Below are 23,370 nucleotides of genomic sequence, written 5' to 3' on the forward strand. Positions count from 1 at the left end.
GATTTGCGCGCAGCTCCTTAGACGTGGAGCTGCAAGTAGCTGCCCGAATAATTCAGAGCAGACGCGACAATGCCAAAGTGATCGCCCTCGTCCTGGACAGTGAAAACGTGCGACTGGTTCAGCGACAGCATCATGTTGTTGCCGGTGGCCCCATCGGTGGTGGCGTTCATATCGGCAAAGATTTGGCTGCCGGAGGGCACTCCGCCAACGGTGTTCTGCCAAGCGGCGCTGTTTGCCTTGACTGTCTTGGCGAAGCCGTCTTTGCCCGGTTCCGTGGCATTGTTGTAGTCGAGGATATAGGCATCGGCAGAGGTTATCTGGCCGTCACCATTGGTGTCCTTGTTGTGCGTCACCCCGCCGTTTGCGATCAGCCAGTCGGCGATGTTGGCAATCATGCCGTCCGGAGCGTTGAAGTTCGGAACACCGGCCTCGTTGAGCAGCGTGGTGATCGCATAGCGAACGAAGTCGCCAAGCTTGTCGCCGCCGGTGCCATTGGCCCCGCCGACGATCTCGCGGGCATCGTCCCATTCGATGACCAGGGACTTGCCGCTGGCATCCGTGAACAGCAGATCCTTGTGGCCATCCTTATCGACGTCGAGATTGCCGGGTAGATTGTTGGCAATGTCCGGGGCCGAGATCGTGCCGGCAGCGGCGAGCTTGGAAGCGAGAGAGACGCCGTTGCCGTCCACGCCGCCGTTGCTGGTGTCGGAACCGAGGATCGGAGCGTCCCACACATATTCATGATTGTACCAGAAGCCGGGGGTGAGCCCGAGGGCGCCAAGCTTGTGGTTGCCGAAGGTCAGAGCGTCGCCGACATTGACTTCCGTATGCAGCGAGTCGAGCTGCCCTTCCTCACCGCTGACCGCGACGAGTTCCTGTCCGCTGAGCACGGTTACCGTCGTGGTGGCGTCGCCGACGCCGTCGTTGTTGTGATCGACGGTCGCAGCCCAAGTCGTTCCATCCGTGAACAGCTCGGAGATTGTGTAGGTACCCGGATGGAGGTTGCCGAACGAGAAGTAGCCGTTTGCATCGGTCACGACGTCGACAGTATCGATCGTGCCGTTGCCGTCCACATCGCCCTTCAGCTCGATGGTGATGCCCGCCATCGGGGTATCACTTCCATCGTATTTGCCGTTGGCGTCCAAGTCATTGAACTTGAAGCCATGGATGGAGCCCGGCACGAAGTTGGCGAAGTCGAGGCCGGTCTGATCATGGCCGGAGGTGCCGACGATCTCGTAGCCGGCCTGGCCAAGGGTCTGCACATAACCGTTCGGCAGCTGCTCGTAGACCGTGTCGCCGGCATAGGTGTAGTCGAGGCCGGTGAACGACCACTGGCCGCCGTCATGCGTGACCGTCGACAGCTCGCCGGCATCCAGCGTCTTGTTGCCGTTGGCGTCGATGAAGATCGTCACGCCGTCGAGGCCCGTGTCGCCCGCCGTGCTGCCGTCGCCATTGGCGTCGGTGTACTTGGTGCCGGAGATGTCGAACTTCTCGAAGTTGGCGAAGTCGAGGCCGGTCTGGTCGTGGCCGGAGGTGCCGACGATCTCGTAGCCGGCCTGGCCAAGGGTCTGCACATAACCGTTCGGCAGCTGCTCGTAGACCGTGTCGCCGGCATAGGTGTAGTCGAGGCCGGTGAACGACCACTGGCCGCCGTCATGCGTGACCGTCGACAGCTCGCCGGCATCCAGCGTCTTGTTGCCGTTGGCGTCGATGAAGATCGTCACGCCGTCGAGGCCCGTGTCGCCCGCCGTGCTGCCGTCGCCATTGGCGTCGGTGTACTTGGTGCCGGAGATGTCGAACTTCTCGAAGTTGGCGAAGTCGAGGCCGGTCTGGTCGTGGCCGGAGGTGCCGACGATCTCGTAGCCGGCCTGGCCAAGGGTCTGCACATAACCGTTCGGCAGCTGCTCGTAGACCGTGTCGCCGGCATAGGTGTAGTCGAGGCCGGTGAACGACCACTGACCGCCGTCATGCGTGACCGTCGACAGCTCGCCGGCGTCCAGCGTCTTGTTGCCGTTGGCGTCGATGAAGATCGTCACGCCGTCAAGGCCCGTGTCGCCCGCCGTGCTGCCGTCGCCATTGGCGTCGGTGTACTTGGTGCCGGAGATGTCGAACTTCTCGAAGTTGACAAAATCCTGGTTGGTCAGGTTCTGGCCGGAGGCGAGGCTGTTCTGGTTGATCTGCGCTGCGCTCAGATGCGTCCAGCCGGACCGATCCTCTTCCTTGATCAGATAATCGCCAGGCAGCAACCCGGTGAATTGGTAGAAGCCGCTGCCGTCGGTGGTCGTCTGCGCCACCTGCTCGCCAGCGTCGGCAATGTTGTTGTGGTTGGCGTCATTGTAGAGCGTGATCGTCCAGCCGCTCACCGCGCTTTCGTCACCGGTCGTCGCGAGATTGCCGTCGGCGTCGACATATTTATGGCCCGAGATCGAGCCGGTCTGAAAATTTCCGAAGTCGTTGTTGTGGCTGTCCTGGCCGGCCGCCACAGTGACGGTGAACTCGCCCTGTGCGTTGTTTGGCGCATCCTGCGACCATCCCGCTTTCTGCACCTCGCGGATCGTGTAGGTGCCGGGCGTGACCGTGAATTTATAGTACCCGTTTGCGTCGGTGACCGTAAACGGCTCGCCCGCATCCAGCTGATTGTTGTTGTTGGCGTCGATATAGATGGTCCAGCCGCTGAGAGCCGGCTCCCCCGCTTCCCAAACGTGGTCGGCGTTCAGGTCATTGAATTTATGGCCGTCAATGACCTGGCCGATCTGGCGATTCCATTCCTCAAAGCCGGAATCAGCCGTCCAGGTGCTCGGCGTCGATTCGGTAGGGCCTTGATAGGCGCCGGTCTGGTAGCCGAACCCGGAATAGAGATAGATGTAGGGTTTGGTCGGATCGAAGGAACTGACGGGAACCAGCAACGACATATCGGTGGTGTTGCCGCTGCCCGGCTGGAGCTCGCCGTTCAATCCGACGAACTTGTCGCCGCCGGCATCCATGTTGTAGATCAGCGAAGCGCCGTCCGCCGCCGGGAAGCCGCCCGTGCCTTGAGCCGGAGTTGCTCCGGGCGTGTAATTACTCAAATCACCGGCACTGGCCTGCCAGATCTGCAGCGAATCCAGGGAAAGGTTTTGTTCAGCGGCAGTGTTGGACTCATTGATGTCGAGATCAAATCGATAATAGCCGACACCATTTATGAATTGAATCGGAATATCGGCAATGTTCACTGAGTGGACATACTGACTGCCGCCCTTGGTGGTATCATCGAGCACGACAGTGTTGGCGTCGGTGTTGTACCCCTGTTCCGACGTGTTGTTGCCCGTGGTCGAAATTCGGACGAAAGGATCGAGCAGGCCCGTTCCCGCGCCGGTGACGACATCCGAGGACGAAAAGATGGCGCCGTTGATCGTTACGGTGTTTGCAAAGGTCAGATCGTAGGTCGGCGGATTCGGCGGCGGCGGCGGCTTCGGCGCATCGGTGAAGTCTGCCGTTGCCGAGGCGCCGGTCGCCACATCGGTCGCGGTGAGCACGAATGCCTGGTTCGCCGCATCGGCATTGACATACCAAGAGGTTTGGATCGAGCCGTTGACAACACCGTCCAGATCGCCGGCGCCACCGTCGGTGACGGTCCAGGGCGTGCCGGTGCCGGTGAGATCGTAGGCCAGCACGTCGTCGGCAGTGCCGAGGACCCCGTCAGCGCCGGCGCTGAGGTGGGCAACCTCGAACGTGAACGTGCCGCCATCCGAGACATTGGTGGTCGTGATTCCCACCGTCTCACCGGGTGCGTAGTCCGCATCCGCATGGTCGAGCGAAATCGCAGGCGGCGGCACGGGATCGGTGCTTCCGGTTGTCGTGGAATCAGTCGTCGCGAGCGGATCACCCGTCAGGTTGTCCGTGATGTCGGCCATGACATTTCCCCTTAACTTTGAATGCGGTTACTTTTCGTATCTGCTGTTTTCGCTTTTTCCGCCCGAGGCGGGCTCACTGTCTGAAGGCTCGGGTGATCTGGTCCTGCAATGGCTTCACCAGGTAGGACATCACCGAACGGTCTTCGGTCTTGATGAAGGATTCCACCGGCATGCCGGGCACCAGCTTGACCTCGCCGAGGCGAGCGACCTCCGCGGCGGTCGTCTTGATGCGCACGGTGTAATAGCTGACGCCGGTGCGCTGATCGGTGGTGATGTCGGGCGAGGTTCTCTCGACCACGCCATCGATTTGCGGCGTCGTGCGCTGGTTGAATGCCGAAAAGCGCAGTGATGCCGACTGGCCGACCCATAACTGGTCGATGTCGCTGGGCGCGATCTTGGCCTCCACCGCAAGGCTGTCATTGTCCGGCACAACCTGCATGATCGTCTGGCCCGGCGTGATCACGCCGCCTATCGTGTAGGCGAGCGACTGCTGCACGACGCCGTCCTGCGGTGCGCGAATGTCGACCCGCTTCAACTGGTCCTCGGCGGCGACCTTGCGCTCCAAAAGTTCGCCCACCTTGCCGTCGACGTCGCGCAGGTCACTGTTCACCTCGGTGCTGAGGTCGAGGTCGATCTGGATGATCTGCAGCTTGGTTTCGGCGATCTTCCCCTCAGCCTGTGCCTGCGCCGCAACGAGCTGGCCGCGTTCGCCGTCGAGGCGCGTGGCCTCGCGCTCGGTCTGGGTCAGGCGATCTATGGAGATCAGCTTCTTGGTCCAGAGCGCGCGCACCGAGGCGAGCTCCTTTTGCTCCAGCTCGATTTCCTTGCTCTTGGCCTCCGCTTGTGCGACGTCGCCGGCGATCTCCTTCTCAAGTTGGGCGATGCGCTCCTCGAGCTGGCTCTTCTGGCCGGCGCGGGAGGTGCGCCGTGTCTCGAAATGCTGTTTCTCGCCGGAGATCGCCTCGGCGACATCGGGGTCGGCGGAACGATCGAGGAGATTTTGGGGAAACGCGATGCTGTCGGCGCCCCGGCGCTCGGCATCGAGCCGCGCCTTGCGCGCAGCGAGCTGGTCGAGCGCCTTGCTCACCACCGCAAGATTGGCGGCCGGCACTGTGCGGTCGAGACGCAGCAAAAGGTCGCCGGCCTTCACGCGGTCGCCGTCGCGGGCATCGATCTCGGCAATGACGCCGCCGGTCGAGTGCTGCACATTCTTGACGTGGGAATCGACCACCAGGGTGCCGGGAGCGATGACCGCGCCGGCGATCTCGGTGACCGAAGCCCAGCCGCCGACGCCTCCGGCAAGCAGGAGCACGGCTCCGAGCCCAAGCCGTATGTAGAAACGGATTGACGTATGGGATGTGCCCAACGCAGCCATGCTAGTTCACCCCCTCGGTTCCACCCGCGACAGCGTGCGAGGTGCCTTCCGCTGCCACCCTTAGCGGTGGATTGGCTGACGGGACCGGCCGCAGCGTCGGGAACATCTTGGCGAAAACCTCGTCCTTCGGTCCAAAGTCGTGGATGCGCCCCTGGTTCATCGCCAAGACGAAATCGACAGCCGTCAGCACGTTCGGACGATGAGCGACGATCACAACCACGCCGCCACGCTCGCGAACGCCAAGCATCGCCCGGATCAACGCCTGCTCGCCATCCATGTCGAGGTTGGAATTCGGCTCGTCGAGCACCACGAGGAACGGATCGCGATAGAGCGCGCGGGCCAGAGCAATGCGCTGGCGCTGACCTGCCGAAAGGGCCTCGCCATGCTCGCCGATCTCGGTCTCATAGCCCTGGCGGAAGCCCACGATCAGTTCGTGCGCGCCAGCCGCCTTGGCCGCGGCGATGATTGCGGCCGAGTCGGCCTCGGGCTCGAAGCGGGAGATGTTTTCGGCGACGGTGCCGGCAAACAGCTCCACGTCCTGCGGCAGGTAGCCGATATGACGCCCGCATTCATGTGCCGACCACTGGTCGAGATCGGCGCCATCAAGCTTGACGCGACCGCTTGCAGGCTGCCAGGCTCCGACGAGAGCGCGCACCAGGGTGGACTTTCCCGAGCCGCTCGGTCCAATGATGCCAAGCCCGTGACCGGCCTCGATGGCGAAGCTGGCATCCTGGACCAAAAGCCGCTGCAACCCAGGAGCCGCGATGGCGGCATTGTGCATCACGACACTGGCGCTTGGCGCCGGCAGCAGCATGGGTTCGGCCTCGGCGGGCATGGCCGCAAGCACTCTGCTCAACCGTTGCCAGCCCTGGCGCGCGCTCACGAAACCTTTCCAGTTGGCGATCGCGAGATCAACCGGTGCCAGCGCGCGGCCGCTGAGGATGGAAGCGGCGATGATGACGCCAGCCGTCGCCTGCTCCTCGATGACCAGCCAGGCGCCGATGCCGAGCATGGATGACTGCAGCAGCATGCGCAGTATTTTCGAAACCGCGCCGAAGCTGCCGGCAACGTCGCTCACCTTGCGCTGGTCGGCAATGTAATCGTGGTTGGCATCTTCCCAGCGTACGGCGAGCCCGCCAGCCATGCCCATGGCGGCAACGACTTCCGCATTGCGACTGCCGGCTGTGATCAACCCGCTGCGCCGGTTCCCGCTCAAAGTTGCGGACGATACCGGTTTTCGCGTCAGCCGCTCGGCAAGCACGGTCAGCACGACCAGCACCATCGCCCCGATCAGCGCCGTCACACCAAGCAACCAGTGGAACATGAAGATGATGATCAGATAGAGCGGCATCCATGGCAGGTCGAAAAGCGCCGTCGGCCCCATGCCGGACAGGAAGCCGCGCACGCTGTCGAGATCACGCATCGGCTGCAGGCTGTCGCTCTCGCGCCCGGCCTTTAGCGGCAATCTCAGCATTGACGTATAGACGCGGTGACCAAGCGCCTCGTCGAGGGCGCCGCCGATCCGCACCAGCACCCGCGCGCGCACGAAATCGAGAAAGCCCTGCCCGCAATAGAGGATGATGAGCAATATCGAGATACCGACGAGCGTCGGCAGGCTGCGGCTCGGCAGCACGCGATCATAAACCTCGAGCATGTAGAGCGAGCCTGCAAGCATCAGCACGTTGAGCATGCCGCTGAACAACCCGACCGCAAAGAAGGCAGACCGGCAACTGGCAAGGGCTGCGGCAAGCTCGGAGCGGGCGGGGCCGGCCGGCCGCCGCCCGCTCGGTCTCGCCGACGGCTTGCCGCGCGCCACGGTCTGACTGGGTACGTGGGCCGCGGTGTTTTGCGCCGCGTCGCCGCGAGCGCGAAACATGGCCAGGCTACCGAAACCCGCCATGGCCACCGCGACGAGCGTCGAGCCCGTCGATGCATGCCGGCCGGAGCCGAAGAGGAAGAAAACGGCGACGCATGCGACGAGGATCAGGCCGAAAAGCCTGACCTTCATCTGCGCCGAACCAAACGCTGAGCCCATCAACCCGAGCGACGCCTTACAGAATCCCGCGGTCACGACTTGCCTTTTCACAATCCGTCAGCCGCCGTCTTTGGCGTTATTGGCCGCGCAAGGCGGCTGACTACCCCATGCCAAAGGCGCTGAGTTCGGCGCCCAATTCCGTGGAAGAGGAGGATTGCATAGCGTCCGCAAGCCGCAACCAACGGGCTCCGGCCGGGCGAGCAAGCAGGCACATGGCGGCTCACGACGGCTGACGGCTCGATGGTGATGGCGAAAGCGGCTGAAATGCCGCGCTGCGTTTCCCCTGCCCCAGTAGCGCCGTGACTCGTTGTTGCCGGTCGGGAGACTGTTCTCGCTACTCGTATATTAGCACATTATTAACTCTACCGATGCGTGTGCGTCAACCGGCAATAGTATGAAGAGTTAATGACAAGACATACACTTACGCGTGAACGAGCGGCCAGGCTGGATCACGAATACTTCGCACGTTCATAGGCCCAACTTGTTCTGGGACCTTTGCAAACTCTCTATCGGACCTCTGTCGTCAGACCTTTGTCACCGTGCGCTAGCCGAAGGAGGGTGGAACACCTTCTCACACCGCGTTTTCCCGGCGCTTGCCACGCTCGGCAACCGCTTTCTCGACGGCGCGCTTCAGTTCGTCCTTGATCTCAACCGTGTCGGCCATCAGCGTCTCGATCTTCAGGAAATCGAGCACGCGGTATTTCGAGACGGCCGGGCGGATGAGGATGTCCGGCGGGTGCTGCCTCAGCTTGTTGGCGATGATCGACTGCATCATCAGCTGCGTGGCGCCATACATCAGGTCGACGGTCGTCGGGTGCTTGCGCTCGACGTCGCTCGGCGCCCCGACCACGTCGATGGCGATGACGATGTCGGCATCCTTCTCGATCAGGTCGAAGGGCACGGGGTTGTAGATGCCGCCGTCGATCAGCACGCGGCCGTCACGCGTCACCGGGCGAAACACCGCCGGAATGGCGGCCGAAGCCGCCAATGCCGATTGCAGGTCGCCCTCGGCGAAGACCGCGAGCTTGTGGCCGAAATAGTCGGTCGCCGTCACCTTGAGCGGAATCTTCAGCTCCTCGAAGGTCGCGGGGATGGCCTCGGGCAGGAAGGCCTTCAGGATGCGCTCGACATTGAACTGGCCGACGCGGATGCCGCCCTGCATGGCCTCGGCGATCGTGCCTGGACGCGAGCGCCACATGCGCGCGGCCACCTCGGCGCGGCTGCCGAGGATCGCGCGGCTATAGTCGTGGATCTCCGCCCCTCGCATGCCGGCGGCCATGCCGGCGCCCATGATGGCGCCGATCGACGAGCCGGCGATCGCCACCGGCTTGATGCCGAGCTCGTCCAGCGCCTCGATGGCATGGATATGCGCAAGTCCCCGCGCGCCGCCGCCGCCGAAGGCAACCGCGAAGGTCGGGCTCATCCTTTGCCGCTCCCCGCCACCTGCACCAGCGGCGGACCGACCACCATCACCGCCGGGTCGGCCGACAGGAGCTTCCTCGCCGCCGCCTTGACGTCGGCAAGCGTCACCGCGTCGATCAGCGCGGCGCGGCGCTTGATATAGTCGATGCCGAGATTGTCGAGCTGCAGCTCGACCAGCGTCGAGGCAATGGAACTGGAGGAGTCCAGGTTGTTGATGGCGTAGGCGCCGATCATGTATTTCTTGGTCGCCGCGAGCTCTTCCTCGGTCGGCCCCTTCTCGGCCATCTCCTTCACCACCTGGCGCACGAGCGACAGCGTCTCGGCGGCGCGGTCGGATCGCGTCGCGGTCGTGACCAGCAGCGCGTTGGAATGCTCGTGATCGACGAGATCGGAGCTGACGCCGTAGGCAAGGCCGCGCTTTTCGCGCACCTCCTCGTAGAGCCGCGACGTGAAGGTCGAGCCGCCGAGGATCTCGTTCATCAGCACGGCGGCGTAGAAATCGGGATCGTTCCGTTTCACGCCAGGCCAGGCAAGCTGTAGCGAGGTCTGCGGCAAGTCGTAATTCACTTCGAGCTGCTGGCCGAGCTTGGGTGCGATGTCGGCAACCGGGGCGAGCGTCTGTTTGTCCGGCAGGTCACCGAACACCTCGTCCAGCCTGCCGCTCAGCGCGGCGGCGTCGATATCGCCCACCACCGCCACATGCAGGCCGCCGCGGGCGAAATTCGCCTTGTGGAAGGCCCTGAGGTCGTCGGCAGTGATGGTGGCGAGGCTCGCCTTGGTGCCTTGGTCCGGCCGCGCATAGGGATGCCCGCCATAGATCGCGCGCAGCCAGCGCTGCTGGGCGATCGTGTCGGGATCGCGCTCATTGGCAAGGATGCCGGAAAGCACCTGGGCGCGAATGCGGTCGAGCGGCGCCTGATCGAAGCGCGGGCTGTTCACCGCCAGCTTCAGCAGGCCGAAAGCCTCGTCCTTCTGGTCGGACAGCATGCGCATCGAGCCATAGGTGCCGTCGCGCGCCGCCTGAAAACTCATCTCGGCGCCGGCATCGTCGAGCTTCTGCTGGAAGGCCTCGCTGTCGCGGTCGCCGGCGCCCTCGTCGAACAGTCCGGTCATCAGGTTGACTAGGCCTTCCTTGCCGGCGGGATCCTGCGCGGTGCCGCCGTCGAAGACGAAGCGGACCGCAACCAGCGGGATCGAATGGTCTTCCACCAGCCAGGCGGTGATGCCCTTCTTCGACTTCACCTCCTGGATGTTCATCTCCGCGTGGGCGGCAAGCGCAGGCAAGAGCAGGAAGAACAGAGCAAAGCAGAGGGTGGCGACGGCGCGGTGGAGCCCCCCTTCTCCCCTTGTGGGAGAAGGTGTCGCCGAAGGCGACGGATGAGGGGTGCTGGACGAAGTGAGACGCTGGCGATCCTTCCAACACCCCTCATCCGTCTCGGCGCTTCGCGCCGATCCACCTTCTCCCACAAGGGGAGAAGGAAAGGTGCTCATACGGCCAAGAACCAGTCTCATCGTCAATTCCCCGCCTGTTGCTGCGGCAAGAGATAGCCGGTGGTCGAATGGTCGAGCAGGAGATAGCGGGCGGCCACCGCCTTGATCTCTCCGGCGGTGACCTTGCGGATGCGGTCCGGCCATTCCAGCACATCCTTCACATTGCCGCCGGTGGCAAGCGTCGAGCCGTACATATTGGCCATGTCGTCCTGCTTGTCGCGGGCAAAGATCATCGAGCGGACATAGCGGGTCTTGGCTCGCTCCAATTCATCGTCGGTCACGCCGTCCTTGACGATGCGGGCGATCTCGGCGTCGACCGTGGCCTCGACATCGGCAAGCTTGGCATCGCCGCGCGGCGAGCCATAGACGGTGAAGTTGGTGTCATCGAGCATGGTTCCCTGGAAATAGGCGCTGGCCTCGGAGGCGATGCCCTGCTTGACCACCAGCTGCTGGTAGAGGCGGCTGTGGTTGTCGCCGCCCAGGATCTCGGCCAGGAGGTCGAGCGCCTCGGCCTCGCCGGGCTTGGCGGTGTGATAGGACGGCACCACCCATTGCGTGGAAAAGCTCGGCACCGAGACGCGCGCGTCAGTTAGCGTCACGGTGCGCTTGGTGTTCTGCTCGGGCTCTACGGGGCGGATGCGCGGCGGCAGATCCGGCCCGCGCGCGATCTTGCCGTAGGTCCGTTCGGCCATCGCCTTGACCGCATCTGGATCGACGTCGCCGGCCACAACCAGCACGGCATTGTTCGGCCGGTAGTAACTGTCATAGAAGGCCTTGGCGTCGGTGCGGTTCAGCTGCTCCATCTCCTGCATCCAGCCGATCACCGGAATACGGTAGGGCTGGTTCTGCCAGAGCGTCGCGTCGACCTCCTCGTCGAGCACCGCCTGCGGATTGCTGTCGATGCGCGAACGGCGCTCCTCCAGGATCACGTCGCGCTCGGTCTTGATGACATCGTCGGTGAGGATGAGGTTGCGCATGCGGTCGGCCTCGAAACCCATCATCTCTTCGAGCGCCGAGGGCGGCACCGTCTCGTGGAAGGCGGTGTAGTCGTAAGAGGTGAAGGCGTTGTTCGAGCCGCCGATGTCGGATACGGCGCGGTCGAACTCGCCGGCCGCGTGGTTGGCCGTCGCCTTGAACATCAGATGCTCGAAGAAATGCGCGATGCCGGATTTGCCGGGCGGCTCGTCGGCACTGCCGATCTTGTACCACACCATATGGGTGACGATAGGCGCGCGATGGTCGGGAACGACGACCATTTCCATGCCGTTGTCGAGCAGGAAGTCCTTGACCTCGGCTTCGTCAGCAGCCCGCGCCGGAGCCTGCGGTACGAGCGCCAGCGCGCCGGCAAGCAGTGCTGCGCGCAGCCGTTTTCCCGTCAATGCCATCAAGTTCTCCGGTTCTGAGAGCGCGACGATAGACACGCTCTAAGGCGAGGCAAAGTGAATTGTTCGGCATTTTCGAGGCGTCTTCCTTCTCCCCTCGTGGGAGAAGGGGGAGCCTCGCTCACTCTACCTCGACAAACCGAATGACCGTATCGCCGTAGCCGCGCTCATCCACCACGGAAAAGCCGGCGCCCGGCTCGAACGGCGCGGAGGCCGCTTCCTCGACCACACAGAGCGCGCCGGGCAGAAGCCAGCCGCCGGCTTTTGCCGAGCGCAGCGCGCGCTCGCTGAGGCCCTTGCCGTAGGGCGGGTCGGCGAAGACCAGGCTGAAGGGCGAAAGTGTGCCGGCCTCGCCGAGATGCGTGGCGTCGCGGCGGAAGATTTTGGTCCGGCCGGTAAGCCCGAAGGACTCGACATTGTCGCGGATCAGGCCGCGTCCTTCCGCGGATTCCTCGATGAAGACACAGTAGGAGGCGCCGCGCGACAGGGCCTCCAGCCCGAGCGCGCCGGTGCCGGCGAAGAGATCGAGCACGCGGCCGCCGTCGAGCTTTTCGGCATAACGATGCGCCAGCACATTGAACACCGCCTCGCGGGTGCGGTCGGTGGTCGGGCGGATGGCATTCGAGCGGGGCGTCGCCAGAGGACGCCCGCGAAACTCACCGCCGACGATCCGCATTGCCACCCCTCGGACCCTTCGGACCCCGTGGCCTGTCGCCACCGCTTCCCCCACTGCTTCCCTCGGGTCGATCGCCCCTTGGCTTGCCGAACGGCTTGCCCTTGCCGCCGGGCTTGAACGATGCCTTGCGCGCCTTCGCCTCCGCGGCCTTGGCGGCGTCGGCCTCCGCCCTGCCCTTGCCGATCGGCCGGGCGCCCGGCGCCATCCAGACATTGGCCTTGCGCTGGCCGGGCGGCTCTATCGGCCGTGGCTCGCGCTTGTTGCCGCCCGGCTTGCCGCCGAAGCCGCCGCGTTCGGACTTGCCGAAGCCGGACTTCTGGCCGCGCTGGCCGAAGGCCCTGTCCGGCTTGGTCGAGAGCTTGCCCAGCGCCTCGTCGCGGCTGCCTTCGCGGCGCTTGCGGGCCTTGATCAGCCCGCCCTCGCCGATCGGACGGCGGTCGCCTTCGCGCGAGAATTTCGGCCGCTCGGCCTCATCGCGGCGCGGCTCGCTCCGCCGCACCGGCTTGTTGGAGAAAGGTTTTTGGATCTCGGCATCGAAATTGGCGCCGGACTCCTCGACCAGCCGCTCGCCAAGCTGGTCGCGCAACACACGGCCCTTGATCTCAAGCACATGGCCCTCGGGCAGATCCTCGAGTTGGAACGGACCGTAGGAGATGCGGATCAGCCGCGTCACCCCGAGACCCAGCGCGCCGAGAATGTTCTTCACCTCGCGGTTCTTGCCTTCACGCAGGCCGATCGTCAGCCAGGCGTTGCTGCCCTGCTCGCGGTCGAGCGAGGCTTCGACCGAACCGTAGAAGACGCCGTCGACGGCGATACCTTCACGCAAACCCGCAAGCGCGCTCTCCTCGACCTTGCCGTGGACGCGGACGCGGTAGCGTCTCAGCCAGCCGGTGGCCGGCAATTCGAGCACTCGAGACAGCCCACCGTCGTTGGTGAGCAGCAGCAAGCCTTCCGTGTTGATGTCGAGGCGGCCGACGGTCATCAGCCGCGGCAGGTCGGCCGGCAGCACGTCGAAGACGGTCTTGCGGCCTTCCGGGTCGCGGTTGGTGGTGACCACGCCCGCCGGCTTGTGGAACAGGAACAGCCGCGTGCGCTCGATCGGCGGGATTTCGGTGCCGTCGAGATGGATGACGTCGTCGGGCATGACATTGAAGGCCGGCGAGTCGAGCACCTTGCCGTTGACCTTGACGCGGCCGGCGGCAATCAGTTCCTCGGCGTCCCGGCGCGAGGCAATGCCGGCGCGCGCCAGCCGCTTGGCGATGCGCTCGCCGGCCTCCGGAGCAGCTTCCGAGGGACGCGGACGCGGCTTGAAGCCGCCCGGTTTTCCCTGAGGCCGTCCGCCGGCGAAGTCGCGTGACGGGCGATCGCTGAAATCGCGCTTGGGACGGTCGAACCGCCGTTCGCCACGCTCGCCTTCGGCCGCCATCGGCCGGTCGCCACGCGGCGTGTAGGGTTTGCGGCCTTCTCGCTTCTCGAAGGGCTTGCCCTCGCGCGGCGGGCCTTTGCGGAACGGCCTTTCGCCACGCTCCCCACCCTCACCCGCCTCACGCGGCTTATAGCTGCGCTTGAAATCACGGCGCTCGCCATCGGCGGCCACCGGCCTGTCGCCGCGCGGCGTATAAGGTTTGCGCGCGCCATCGCGCTTCTCGAACGGCTTGCCCTCGGGGCGCGGCCCCTTGCGGAACGGCCTCTCGCCGCGTTCCGTACCCTCGCCCGCTTCGCGCGGCTTGTAGGCCCGCTTGAACTGCGGCCTCTCGCCATCGGCGGCCATCGGCCGGTCGCCGCGCGGCGTATAAGGTTTGCGCGCGCCGTCGCGCTTCTCGAAGGGCTTGCCCTCGGAACGCGGCCCCTTGCGGAATGGCTTGTCGCCGCGCGGCGTCGGTTTCGATCCGCCTTTGCGCGGCCCCTTTGGTCGTGATGATTTCTTATCGTCGTCCATATGGATCTTGCTCGTCTTGGGCTGCTACAGCGCACACGCCCGTTCGGACGCGCAACGCAGGCAGTGTCATCTTGATTTTGCGCGTAAAGCAGCGCGACAAAAACCGATTCCGGTTTTCAGGGTCACGCGCTAGATAACAGGATCACCATCGGGTGGCGAGGAGTAATCGGAATGGAAACCGCGTGAAGCGGCCGGATTTCATGGCTTTGGCGCTCCAGGAAGCCGAGGCGGCCGCAAGCCGCGGCGAAGTGCCGGTCGGCGCGGTGATTGCGAACGGCAGCACGGTGGTGGCCAAGGCCGGCAACCGTACGCGCGAGCTCGCCGACCCCACCGCCCATGCCGAGATGCTGGCGATCCGCGAAGCCTGCCGGAAACTCTCCAGCGAGCGGCTTACCGGCCACGACCTCTATGTGACGCTGGAGCCCTGCGCCATGTGCGCCGGCGCCATCTCTTTCGCCAGGCTGCGGCGGCTTTATTTCGGCGCCGCCGACGAGAAAGGCGGCGCGGTGGTCAACGGCGTGCGCTTCTTCGCCTCGCCCACCTGCCACCACACGCCGGACATCTATTCGGGGCTAGGCGAAAGCGAAGCGGCCCTCATCCTCAAGGATTTTTTCCGCGAGAAGCGGGAAATATAGAGTTGCGGCTCGGATGACTGCGGCGCTTACAGGCCCAGCCAGTCGAACCAGCCGCCGCTCTTCTTGCCTTCCGCCTGCGCCTTGAGGCGGCGCTCCTTCTTGTATTCGTCCTCGCCGAGCTGGTTCTGCGGCGCGGTGTCGGCGGCCTGACGATAGGCAAGCGGCGGCTCGCTCAGATATTTGCGGACATTGGGATTGCCCTGCTTGCCCTCGGCCAGACGACGCTGGATCTCGGCGGAACGGGCAGCGCTGGAATCGTCCGGCGACCAGCGCGGCGGATGGCTGGAAGCAGAATCGGCCATCGCCTTCTTCACCGCCACCGGATCGGTCTGCACGTCCTCGACAGCCTCGGGCTGATAGTTCGGATCGTTCTGATGGGCGGTCGCGTCGGCGCGGATGCGGGCGCGGCGGGCCTCGGGCGATTCGGGCCAGTCGGCGCTCGCCGTCTGGATGCTCTCCTGCGGCGCCGGCAGGTTTTCCTTCTGCCCCGGCGCCGGCTTCACCAGATCGGGACGCGGCTTGTAATCGATCGGGTCGCGATGCTTCGGCGTGATCGCGGCAGCGCCTGAAACGTCGTCGAAGAGCTGCGCAGCAGCAGTCTTGTCGGTTCCGTAGGTGGGCGAGCTGACGCAGCCGGACATGGCGATGGCCGACACCACAAGCGGCGCCAGCAGCGCGGCGCGCGCGAACGTTCTTTCGGTCATGCCAAAAAGTCCCACTCTAACAGCCTTTCGGTCGCCACCGGCCACAGGGGCGCGGTCCCCTTCTTCCCCGCACTTGCGATGGAAATCCGGCGACAATTTGTCTGCCGGAGTGTCGCGTGTTTACCTCAACCACTTATTAAGGGCAACGCGCGGGCGGATTTGCGCCGCCCGGCGTGGCACTTTTGCACTTATTTGATGAGTGCATGCCGTTATCCAAAAACCGCCATGCACTTTTGGGCGACATGCACTTATAAACGCCCAAGCGCCTTCAGTTCATGCAGCACCGCAGCGTCGCGGGCCGAAACGTCCGGGAATTCCGGGTCCTGCCCGACATCGGCCGTATAGCGCCAGGAACGCGCGCATTTGACCAGACCGCGGTCCTCGGCCTTTTCCACAACCACGGCGACGCCCTTGACGTCGTCGAGGGTGAAAGCCCCCTCAGGCGCCTTGCCATGCCTGATGACCAGGTCGCTGGTGATCGCCATCTCGGCCATGTCGACATCGGCGATCGCCGCTTCCAGCGCGGCATCGTCGATGGTGACTACCGGAACGGCCTCCAGCGAGGAACCGATCAGCTTCTCGGCGCGCGCGATCTCAAGCGCGCCGGTGACGACGCGGCGCACCTGCCGAACCTTGCGCCATTTCTCGGCCAGCGCCTCGTTCCTCCAGTTTTCCGGGATCTCCGGGAACTGGTCGAGATGCACCGAGACGGCATCCGGGTGACGGTCGAGCCAGGCCTCCTCCATGGTGAAGGGCAGCATCGGCGACAGCCACTTCACCAGGCATTCGAAGAGGTGGCGCACGACCTGCACAGCCGCCTTGCGGCGCAGGCTGGAGGGCGCGTCGCAGTAGAGCGCGTCCTTGCGGATGTCGAAGTAGAAGGCCGAAAGCTCGACCACCATGAAGTCGAGCAGCGCGCGGGTGATGCGCTTGAACTCGAAGGCGTCATAACCCTGGCGCACCACCTCGTCGAGCTCGGACAGCCGATGCAGCATCAGCCGCTCCAGTTCCGGCATCTTGTCCAGCGGGACGTCCTCGCCATCGTCATGAGCGAGCGTGCCCAGCATCCAGCGGATGGTGTTGCGGAGCTTGCGGTAGGCATCGATATTGGTCTGCAGCACGTTCTTGCCGAGCCGCTGGTCTTCCCAATAGTCGGTCGTCACCACCCAGAGCCTGAGGATATCGGCGCCCGACTGTTTGATCACGTCCTGCGGCACGACGGTGTTGCCGAGCGACTTCGACATCTTGCGGCCTTCCTCGTCCATGGTGAAGCCATGGGTGATGACCGTGTCGTAGGGCGCCCTGCCCCTGGTGCCGCAGCTTTCGAGCAGCGAGGAGTGGAACCAGCCGCGATGCTGGTCGGAGCCCTCCAGATAGACGTCGGCCGGCCATTTGAGGTCCGGACGGTCCTCCAGCGTGAAGACATGCGTCGAGCCGGAATCGAACCAGACGTCGAGGATGTCCATCACCTGGTGCCATTTGGACGCATCGTGGTTGCCGAGGAAGCGCTCCTTGGCGCCCTCGGCGAACCAGGCGTCGGCGCCTTCCTTCTCGAAGGCGTCCATGATGCGCTGGTTGACTGCCTCGTCCCTCAGCACATTGCCGTCGACATCGGCGAAGACGGCGATCGGCACGCCCCAGGCGCGCTGGCGCGACAGCACCCAGTCGGGGCGTTCCTCGATCATGGCGCGGATGCGGTTCTGGCCCGCCCCCGGCACGAAGCGGGTGTCGTCGATCGCCTTAAGCGCGCGACTGCGCAGCGTCGTGCCGTCGCCGAGGTCCTTGTCCATATAGACGAACCATTGCGGCGTGTTGCGGAAGATGATCGGCTTCTTCGAACGCCAGGAATGCGGGTAGCTGTGCTTGAGGCGACCGCGCGCGAACAATGCGTTGCGCTTGATCAGCTCCTCGATCACCGCCTGGTTGGCATTGCCCTTCTTGCCATTGTCGTCGATGACGCGCGCGGCACCACCCTCGCGGTCCGGGCCGAAGCCCGGCGCATCCTTGGTGAAGAAGCCGGCATCGTCGACGGGGAACGGAATAGCGGTGTCGACACCGCGCTTCAGCAATTCGGCCACCGCGTCCATCCAGGCGTCGAAGTCCTCGCGACCGTGGCTCGGCGCCGTGTGCACGAAGCCGGTGCCGGCATCGTCGGTTACGTGCTCGCCCGCGATCATCGGCACGGGGAACTGATAGCCGTCGACAAGCCCCCTGAACGGATGCGAAAGCGTAAGGCTTGCAAGCTGTTCGGCCAAAACGCTGTGAAGGCGGTTCAAGGTGACCTTGGCCTTGGCCGCGGCATCCTCGGCCAGCGCGTCGGCGAAGATCAGCTTCTCGCCGGGCTGCGGACCGAAAGCGTTCTCGGCCGCGGTCACCTCATAGAGGCCATAGGCGACGCGCGGCGAATAGCTGACGGCGCGGTTGCCGGGCAGTGTCCAGGGCGTCGTCGTCCAGATGACGACATGGGCTTCGAGCAGGTCGAGCGAGGCCTCGGACAATGCCGCCTGCTGCCCGCCCTCGCCGCCGTCCACCGGCCGGGCAAGGCTCGCGACCGGGAATTTCACCCAGATCGTGTCGCTCTCGTAGTCCTGATATTCGACCTCGGCCTCGGCGAGCGCGGTACGCTCGACCACGCTCCACATCACAGGCTTGGAACCGCGATAGAGCTGGCCCGACATGGCGAACTTCAACAACTCGCCGGCGATGCGCGCCTCGGCATGGTAGGCCATGGTCGTGTAGGGATTGTGGAAGTCGCCGATGACGCCGAGGCGCTGGAACTCGTCGCCCTGCACCTTGATCCAATGCTGGGCGAAGTCGCGGCATTCCCTGCGGAACTCGTTGACCGGCACCTCGTCCTTGTTCTTGCCCTTGGCGCGATACTGCTCCTCGATCTTCCATTCGATCGGCAGGCCGTGGCAGTCCCAGCCCGGCACGTAATTGGCGTCGTAGCCGCGCATCTGGAAGGAGCGGTTGATGACGTCCTTCAAGATCTTGTTCAGCGCATGGCCGATATGGATGTTGCCGTTGGCGTAGGGCGGGCCGTCATGCAGCACGAATTTCTCGCGGCCTGCGGCCTCCTCGCGGAGCTTGCGGTAAAGGTCCATGTCCTGCCAGCGCTTGACCAGGCCGGGCTCCTTCTCGGGGAGACCGGCGCGCATCGGGAAATCCGTCTGCGGCAGATAAAGCGTTTTGGAATAGTCGATCGTTTCAACGGTGTCGGTCATTGATCTGCCATCTGCGTTGCCCGGCGGCGGAAAGCCCCGGGCGTTGAACTAGCATTTTCTTGAAAAAGCGCGAGGGGCGCGCGCGAAAACTCCCGGCGGCTCCGGCGGCGCTCAGGCCACCCGGAACACCGGGCCCGTAATTCGTATCGCGATCGCGAAAAGGCGCGAAAAGCTCTTCATGGCGTGGCTTTTAAACGAGGCCGGGTCCCTTGAAAAGCCCGAAGTCGCGGGCAGCCTTCCTTGCGGCTTGTGCCAATTGCGCATATATTATTGGGCAAATGGCAGTGGAGCCAAACCATGTCCAGCTTGCATATCAAGGTTCAGCCAAAGCCGGAGGCCAAGTTTGCCGATACCGCAATGCCCGACCCGCCGACAGACCGGTTTCTGGTTCCCGTTACCAGGGTCGATGGGCTCCGTCAGCGCGGCTTCAGCAACGATGAGATCTACAAAATCGTCGGCCCGCGACGCACACTGGCGCGCCGCAAGGAACGAAACGAGACGCTGACGATTGCCGAATCCGACCGCGTCCAGCGGCTCGAACGGATATCGGCGATGGCGGATCGGGTTTTCGGCAATCACGAAAAGGCGCAGCGTTGGCTGCGCAAGCGCAGCAGGGTGTTGCAGGAGATGCCGATCAACCTCCTGCAGTCCGAAACGGGCGCGGTCCTCGTGGAGGAAGAGCTCCATCGTATCGACCACGGCATCTTCGTCTGACGCATGCGGCTCTGGCGCATTTCCGGTTACGCCGACCTTTTGGGCATCGGCGGTTTGGTTAGCGCCGGCCGTTGGCACGTCATGGGCACACCGATCGTCTATTGCGCCGATCATCCGGCTACGGCACTTCTTGAGATTCTCGTGCATGTCGACGCAGAAGATTTGCCGCAGACCTATCAACTTCTCGAAATCGAAGTGCCGGACGGCGTTACCTTCGCGTCTCCTGACCTGGCCGACGACTGGAAGGACGACGTGGCCACGACGCAGCGCTTAGGCACAGACTTTGTCGCCGCCGCCACGCATTCGGTCATGGAAATTCCTTGCGTCATAGTTCCGTTCACAAAGAACTATCTTCTCAACCCGGACTTGCTTGCTCGCGACAGCATACGCATTGTCAGCGTCACGACTCATCCGGTCGATACGCGATTGCTGGTGTAAGGGTCGAAACCTCACATCGTGAAATTGAAGCGGTAAGTAGTCGAGACACCAACGGTCCACTGGTTGCGGTCGCCGCGCTCCTTGACCAGGCTGGAATCGGCGGCCGGTCCCATTAGGCGCGAGTATTCGGTGAAGACGCTCGCCGTCATCGGCTCGGTGACCTTCCAGGTGATCGCGCCGCCGAGGCCGGTCGACTTCACGCCACCGCCTGGATGGTATTCGCTCAAGCCCGACGCCGCCGCTTCCTTGGCGTTGACGCCGTAATAGGCGTCGAAATAATCGGAAGAGGCGAAGGAGACGCGCGGGCCACCCGAAATGCGAACTGTCGGGGTGACGTCGTAGAAGGCATCGGCCGCGATGTCGGCGACGAAGCCGTCATGGGCGCGGATGCCGTGCCTGAGCTCTGCCCGCGCCCTCACCCAATCCAGCGGATAGAGTTCAAAGAAGCCGCCGACCTCGCCGCCCCAGCGCACCGGGTCGAGGCCTTTCAGCTCGTCCTTGCTGTCGCGCGAGAGCAGGAACTTGCCGGTCAGGCCGGCGCGCACGCTGCCGTCGTCGATCAGCGCCAGCGAGATGTTGTCGTTGCGCGAGGTGAAGCGCGCTTCGGGACCGACCTTGCCGAGCGAGATGATGGGCTGGGCGGAGAGCATATACTTCTTGCCGCCCTCGAAATTCGGGGCGACCAGGCCGGTGGCGCCGAGCGTCAGGTACCAGTCGCCCGAAATCCAGCTCCCCTCGCCCGCCTGGGCTGCGGAGACGGCCATCAGGCCACAGGCGAGAACCAGCGGAATCGTCCCGACAATACGCATCGTCACCCCTTACGCGAAACAGGCCGGCAGGAACATCCGCCAGTGCCCAAGCCATGGCGACAGTTCGGTAAAATTTGACTTAAAATCCGTAACATTGGTGGCGACCCCGGAATCGTTTTCGGCAGGTGCCCATCATTGGCGCTCGCTGGACGGGCCAGGCCATTGGGATTACCCTCCTTCAACCGCAGGATGCGCGGCCTACTGGCTGCTTAGCGGTCTGCTCTACGCCGTCGCCGGCTTCTTCGCCTTCGACAATCCGCTGCTTGCCTCGGCGGTGCTGACACTGCTCCTGGCGATCGCCCTCGTCGCTTCCGGGCTGCTGAGGACCTGGGTCGGCTATAACCACCGCCCCGAAAAAGGCTGGGGATGGCTACTCGCGGCCGGCATCATCACCGCGCTTGCCGGCCTTGTCATCGCCATGGGCTGGCCGGTCAACAGCCTGTGGGTGCTTGGCCTGTTCCTGGCCATCGACCTGATCTTCCAAGGCTGGAGCTTCATTGCCGTCGGGCTGGCGCTGAAGCGATAGCTGCTTTCAGAAGCAGATCGCGGCGTCCAACTCCGAGAGCGGGCGCACACCGGCGAGCAGCGCCCTCGCCTCGGCCTCGTCGCGTTTCATCTGCACCACCAGCGCATCGAGCCCGTCGAATTTCAGCTCGGGGCGCAGATAACCGAAGAACGACACCTCACAGGTCTCGCCGTAGAGATCGCCGGAGAAGTCGAAGACATAGGTTTCGAGCAGCGGCGCGCCATTGTCGTCGACGGTCGGACGGCGGCCGAAGCTCGCGACGCCATCATGCAGCATGCCGTCGGCGCGGCGGAATCGGACGGCATAAATGCCTTCCTTCAGAGTGGCTTCCGGCGAAAGTCTCATATTGGCGGTCGGGAAGCCGAGCGTGCGGCCAAGCTGCTGGCCGCCTATCACTTCGCTCTCGACGGTGAAGCGGTAGCCGAGCAGGCCGGCGGCCTCCTCGACCTTGCCTTCGCAAAGCAGGCCGCGGATGCGGCTCGATGAAACCACCTCGGCGCCCTCGTCGCGAAAGGCGTCGACCAGCGTGACGCCGAAGCCGTGGCGCTCGCCGGCCGCCATCAGGAAGGCCGGGCCGCCCTGGCGGTCCTTGCCGAAATGGAAGTCGAAGCCGGTGACGGCATGGCTGACGCCGAGCTTGTGCTCCAGGACATCGGTCACGAACGCCTCGGCCGAGAGCGCGGCGAAGCCGCGCGTGAACGGCTGCTCGACCAGGGCGGCAAAGCCGAGCTTGGCCAGGAGCCGCGCCTTCATCGGCGGCGGCGTCAGCACGAAAAGCGGCAGGTCCGGCCTGAACACCTTGCGCGGGTGCGGCTCGAAGGTCAGCACCAGGGCCGGCACGCCGCGGCGGCCGGCCTCGGCCAGCGCCCGCTCCAGCACCGACAGGTGACCGCGATGGACGCCGTCGAAATTGCCGATCGCCACGACGCCGCCGCGCAGATGGGCCGGCAACGGCGCGACCGCCGAAATGCGTTCGAAAGCTTGCGTCATGTCGACCTGCGTGATGTCGGGGCGCCCGTCATGGCCACGCTACCAGCCTATTGAAGCCGCGCGATGACTGCGACCGGCCGGTAGCCGTGCGTTGCGAGGAAACCGGCCAGCCTTTCGGGATCGGGCCGCAACGGATCGCCATAGTCGCGGGCATGAATGCCGCCCGAGACGTAGAGCACGTCGAAGCCGTTGTCGGCGGCGCCCTTGACGTCGGTCATCATGCCGTCGCCGATGGCGAGAACCTGCTTGCGCTCGACTGCGTGGCCGAGCAGGCCGGCGACCTCCTTCATGGCGAGGTTGTAGATCGGCGCGAAAGGCTTGCCGGCGACCAGCGTGCGGCCGCCGAGCTGCGCGTAGTCGCGGGCAAGCGCGCCGGCGCACCAGATGGTGCGCTCGCCGCGCTCTACCAGGATGTCGGGATTGGCGCAGATGAACGGCAGGTTGCGGGCGCGCAAGCGCTGCAGCAGCTCCGCATAGTCGGCCGGCTTCTCCACCTCGTCGTCATAAAGTCCGGTGCAGACGACGCCGGAGGCTTCGAACTCCTCGACGAGTTCGACGTCCAGGCCGTCATAGAGAGTGAAGTCGCGCTCAGGGCCGATGTGGAAAATCTTCCTCGGACCCTCGGCGATCAGGTCGCGCGTGACGTCGCCCGAGGTGACGATGCGGTCGTAGGCATCGGCCGGCACGCCGATCACATTCATCTGCGCAACGACGTCGGCGCTGCGGCGTGGCGAATTGGTGATCAGCACCACCGGCACTTTTGCCGCACGCGCCCGGGCCAGCGCCTCCGCGGCGACCGGAAAGTGCCATTCGCCATTGTGCACCACGCCCCATACGTCGCACAGAATGGCCGCGTAGTTTCCCGTCAGATCGGCGAGCGAAGCGATGATGTCAGGCGAGTCCGCCATGCCGTTTTCCTGATCTGACCCCTGGCAAAGCCGCGACAGCCATCCTTTTGGTTCGGAGGCCGTCGCGGCCGGTCCCGCATAACCGAAGCGCTCCATCCTGTCACCAGCTTTCGCCATACACGGTGGCGAGCCCCGACATCGCCCGCCCCGAAAGCAAAGGGTTAATGCGTCGTCAAAAAGGCAGTGCGTTGTTGATCGTTTCGCTCAAG

Annotated in this window: 17 protein-coding genes; 4 read left to right on the top strand and 13 right to left on the bottom strand. The window is 64.4% G+C overall.

Annotated features, from left to right (window positions below; translation table 11 throughout):
* Positions 1-17 precede the first annotated feature (17 nt).
* From AC4FWB_RS29065 to AC4FWB_RS29100, 8 genes are all read right to left on the bottom strand, one after another.
* Entirely contained in the window at positions 18-3,893 is a 3,876-nt protein-coding gene (locus AC4FWB_RS29065; RefSeq protein WP_491029674.1) for an SdrD B-like domain-containing protein, read from the bottom strand.
* 73 nt (positions 3,894-3,966) lie between these two features.
* Entirely contained in the window at positions 3,967-5,268 is a 1,302-nt protein-coding gene (locus AC4FWB_RS29070; protein WP_491029675.1) for an HlyD family type I secretion periplasmic adaptor subunit, read from the bottom strand.
* Position 5,269: 1 nt separating this feature from the next.
* Positions 5,270-7,276 (bottom strand): type I secretion system permease/ATPase, encoded by a 2,007-nt coding sequence (locus AC4FWB_RS29075; protein ID WP_491029676.1) that lies wholly within the window; start codon positions 7,274-7,276, stop codon positions 5,270-5,272.
* A gap of 598 nt (positions 7,277-7,874) precedes the next feature.
* The gene (locus tag AC4FWB_RS29080; RefSeq protein WP_491029677.1) at positions 7,875-8,726 is read right to left on the bottom strand and encodes a patatin-like phospholipase family protein; all 852 of its coding nucleotides are present in this window, start codon (positions 8,724-8,726) and stop codon (positions 7,875-7,877) included.
* Complete coding sequence (locus tag AC4FWB_RS29085) at positions 8,723-9,982, bottom strand: M16 family metallopeptidase (RefSeq protein ID WP_491029678.1); 1,260 nt, start codon at positions 9,980-9,982, stop codon at positions 8,723-8,725. The genes AC4FWB_RS29080 and AC4FWB_RS29085 overlap by 4 nt, the downstream gene beginning before the upstream one ends.
* Positions 9,983-10,239: 257 nt before the next feature.
* Positions 10,240-11,601 carry a M16 family metallopeptidase gene (locus AC4FWB_RS29090; protein ID WP_491029679.1) on the bottom strand — a complete coding sequence of 454 codons (1,362 nt, stop codon included), beginning with the start codon at positions 11,599-11,601 and terminating at the stop codon, positions 10,240-10,242.
* Positions 11,602-11,719: 118 nt separating this feature from the next.
* A complete protein-coding gene (gene rsmD, locus AC4FWB_RS29095) occupies positions 11,720-12,274 on the bottom strand; it encodes a 16S rRNA (guanine(966)-N(2))-methyltransferase RsmD (RefSeq protein WP_491029680.1) in 555 nt (184 codons plus the stop codon).
* A complete protein-coding gene (locus AC4FWB_RS29100; protein ID WP_491029681.1) occupies positions 12,255-14,213 on the bottom strand; it encodes a pseudouridine synthase in 1,959 nt (652 codons plus the stop codon). The genes rsmD and AC4FWB_RS29100 overlap by 20 nt, the downstream gene beginning before the upstream one ends.
* 182 nt (positions 14,214-14,395) lie before the next feature.
* Here AC4FWB_RS29100 and AC4FWB_RS29105 point away from each other — a divergent pair, with 182 nt between their 5' ends.
* The gene (locus AC4FWB_RS29105; RefSeq protein WP_491029682.1) at positions 14,396-14,848 is read left to right on the top strand and encodes a nucleoside deaminase; all 453 of its coding nucleotides are present in this window, start codon (positions 14,396-14,398) and stop codon (positions 14,846-14,848) included.
* A gap of 26 nt (positions 14,849-14,874) precedes the next feature.
* On the opposite strand, the gene AC4FWB_RS29110 is transcribed toward AC4FWB_RS29105, so the two are convergent.
* Together AC4FWB_RS29110 and ileS are read right to left on the bottom strand one after the other, a co-directional pair.
* A complete protein-coding gene (locus tag AC4FWB_RS29110) occupies positions 14,875-15,552 on the bottom strand; it encodes a hypothetical protein (protein WP_491029683.1) in 678 nt (225 codons plus the stop codon).
* A gap of 248 nt (positions 15,553-15,800) precedes the next feature.
* The gene (gene ileS / locus AC4FWB_RS29115) at positions 15,801-18,776 is read right to left on the bottom strand and encodes an isoleucine--tRNA ligase (protein WP_491029684.1); all 2,976 of its coding nucleotides are present in this window, start codon (positions 18,774-18,776) and stop codon (positions 15,801-15,803) included.
* 270 nt (positions 18,777-19,046) lie between these two features.
* On the opposite strand from ileS, the gene AC4FWB_RS29120 reads away from it, so the two are divergent.
* Both AC4FWB_RS29120 and AC4FWB_RS29125 read left to right on the top strand, forming a co-directional pair.
* Positions 19,047-19,490: an Xre family toxin-antitoxin system antitoxin gene (locus tag AC4FWB_RS29120; protein WP_491029685.1), complete on the top strand. Its 444-nt coding sequence runs from the start codon at positions 19,047-19,049 to the stop codon at positions 19,488-19,490.
* Between the two features lie 3 nt (positions 19,491-19,493).
* Complete coding sequence (locus tag AC4FWB_RS29125) at positions 19,494-19,928, top strand: RES family NAD+ phosphorylase (RefSeq protein WP_491029686.1); 435 nt, start codon at positions 19,494-19,496, stop codon at positions 19,926-19,928.
* A gap of 11 nt (positions 19,929-19,939) precedes the next feature.
* Here the strand turns inward: AC4FWB_RS29125 and AC4FWB_RS29130 are convergent, their stop codons facing one another.
* Positions 19,940-20,737, bottom strand: coding sequence for a MipA/OmpV family protein (locus AC4FWB_RS29130; RefSeq protein WP_491029687.1), 798 nt, complete (start codon positions 20,735-20,737; stop codon positions 19,940-19,942).
* A gap of 145 nt (positions 20,738-20,882) precedes the next feature.
* Here AC4FWB_RS29130 and AC4FWB_RS29135 point away from each other — a divergent pair, with 145 nt between their 5' ends.
* Entirely contained in the window at positions 20,883-21,263 is a 381-nt protein-coding gene (locus AC4FWB_RS29135; protein ID WP_491029713.1) for an HdeD family acid-resistance protein, read from the top strand.
* A gap of 6 nt (positions 21,264-21,269) precedes the next feature.
* Here the strand turns inward: AC4FWB_RS29135 and AC4FWB_RS29140 are convergent, their stop codons facing one another.
* Positions 21,270-22,253 (bottom strand): bifunctional riboflavin kinase/FAD synthetase, encoded by a 984-nt coding sequence (locus tag AC4FWB_RS29140; protein ID WP_491029688.1) that lies wholly within the window; start codon positions 22,251-22,253, stop codon positions 21,270-21,272.
* A gap of 47 nt (positions 22,254-22,300) precedes the next feature.
* The gene (locus AC4FWB_RS29145) at positions 22,301-23,161 is read right to left on the bottom strand and encodes a TIGR01459 family HAD-type hydrolase (RefSeq protein ID WP_491029689.1); all 861 of its coding nucleotides are present in this window, start codon (positions 23,159-23,161) and stop codon (positions 22,301-22,303) included.
* Positions 23,162-23,370 lie beyond the last annotated feature (209 nt).

This window comes from Mesorhizobium sp. LEGMi-168a, assembly GCF_058312955.1.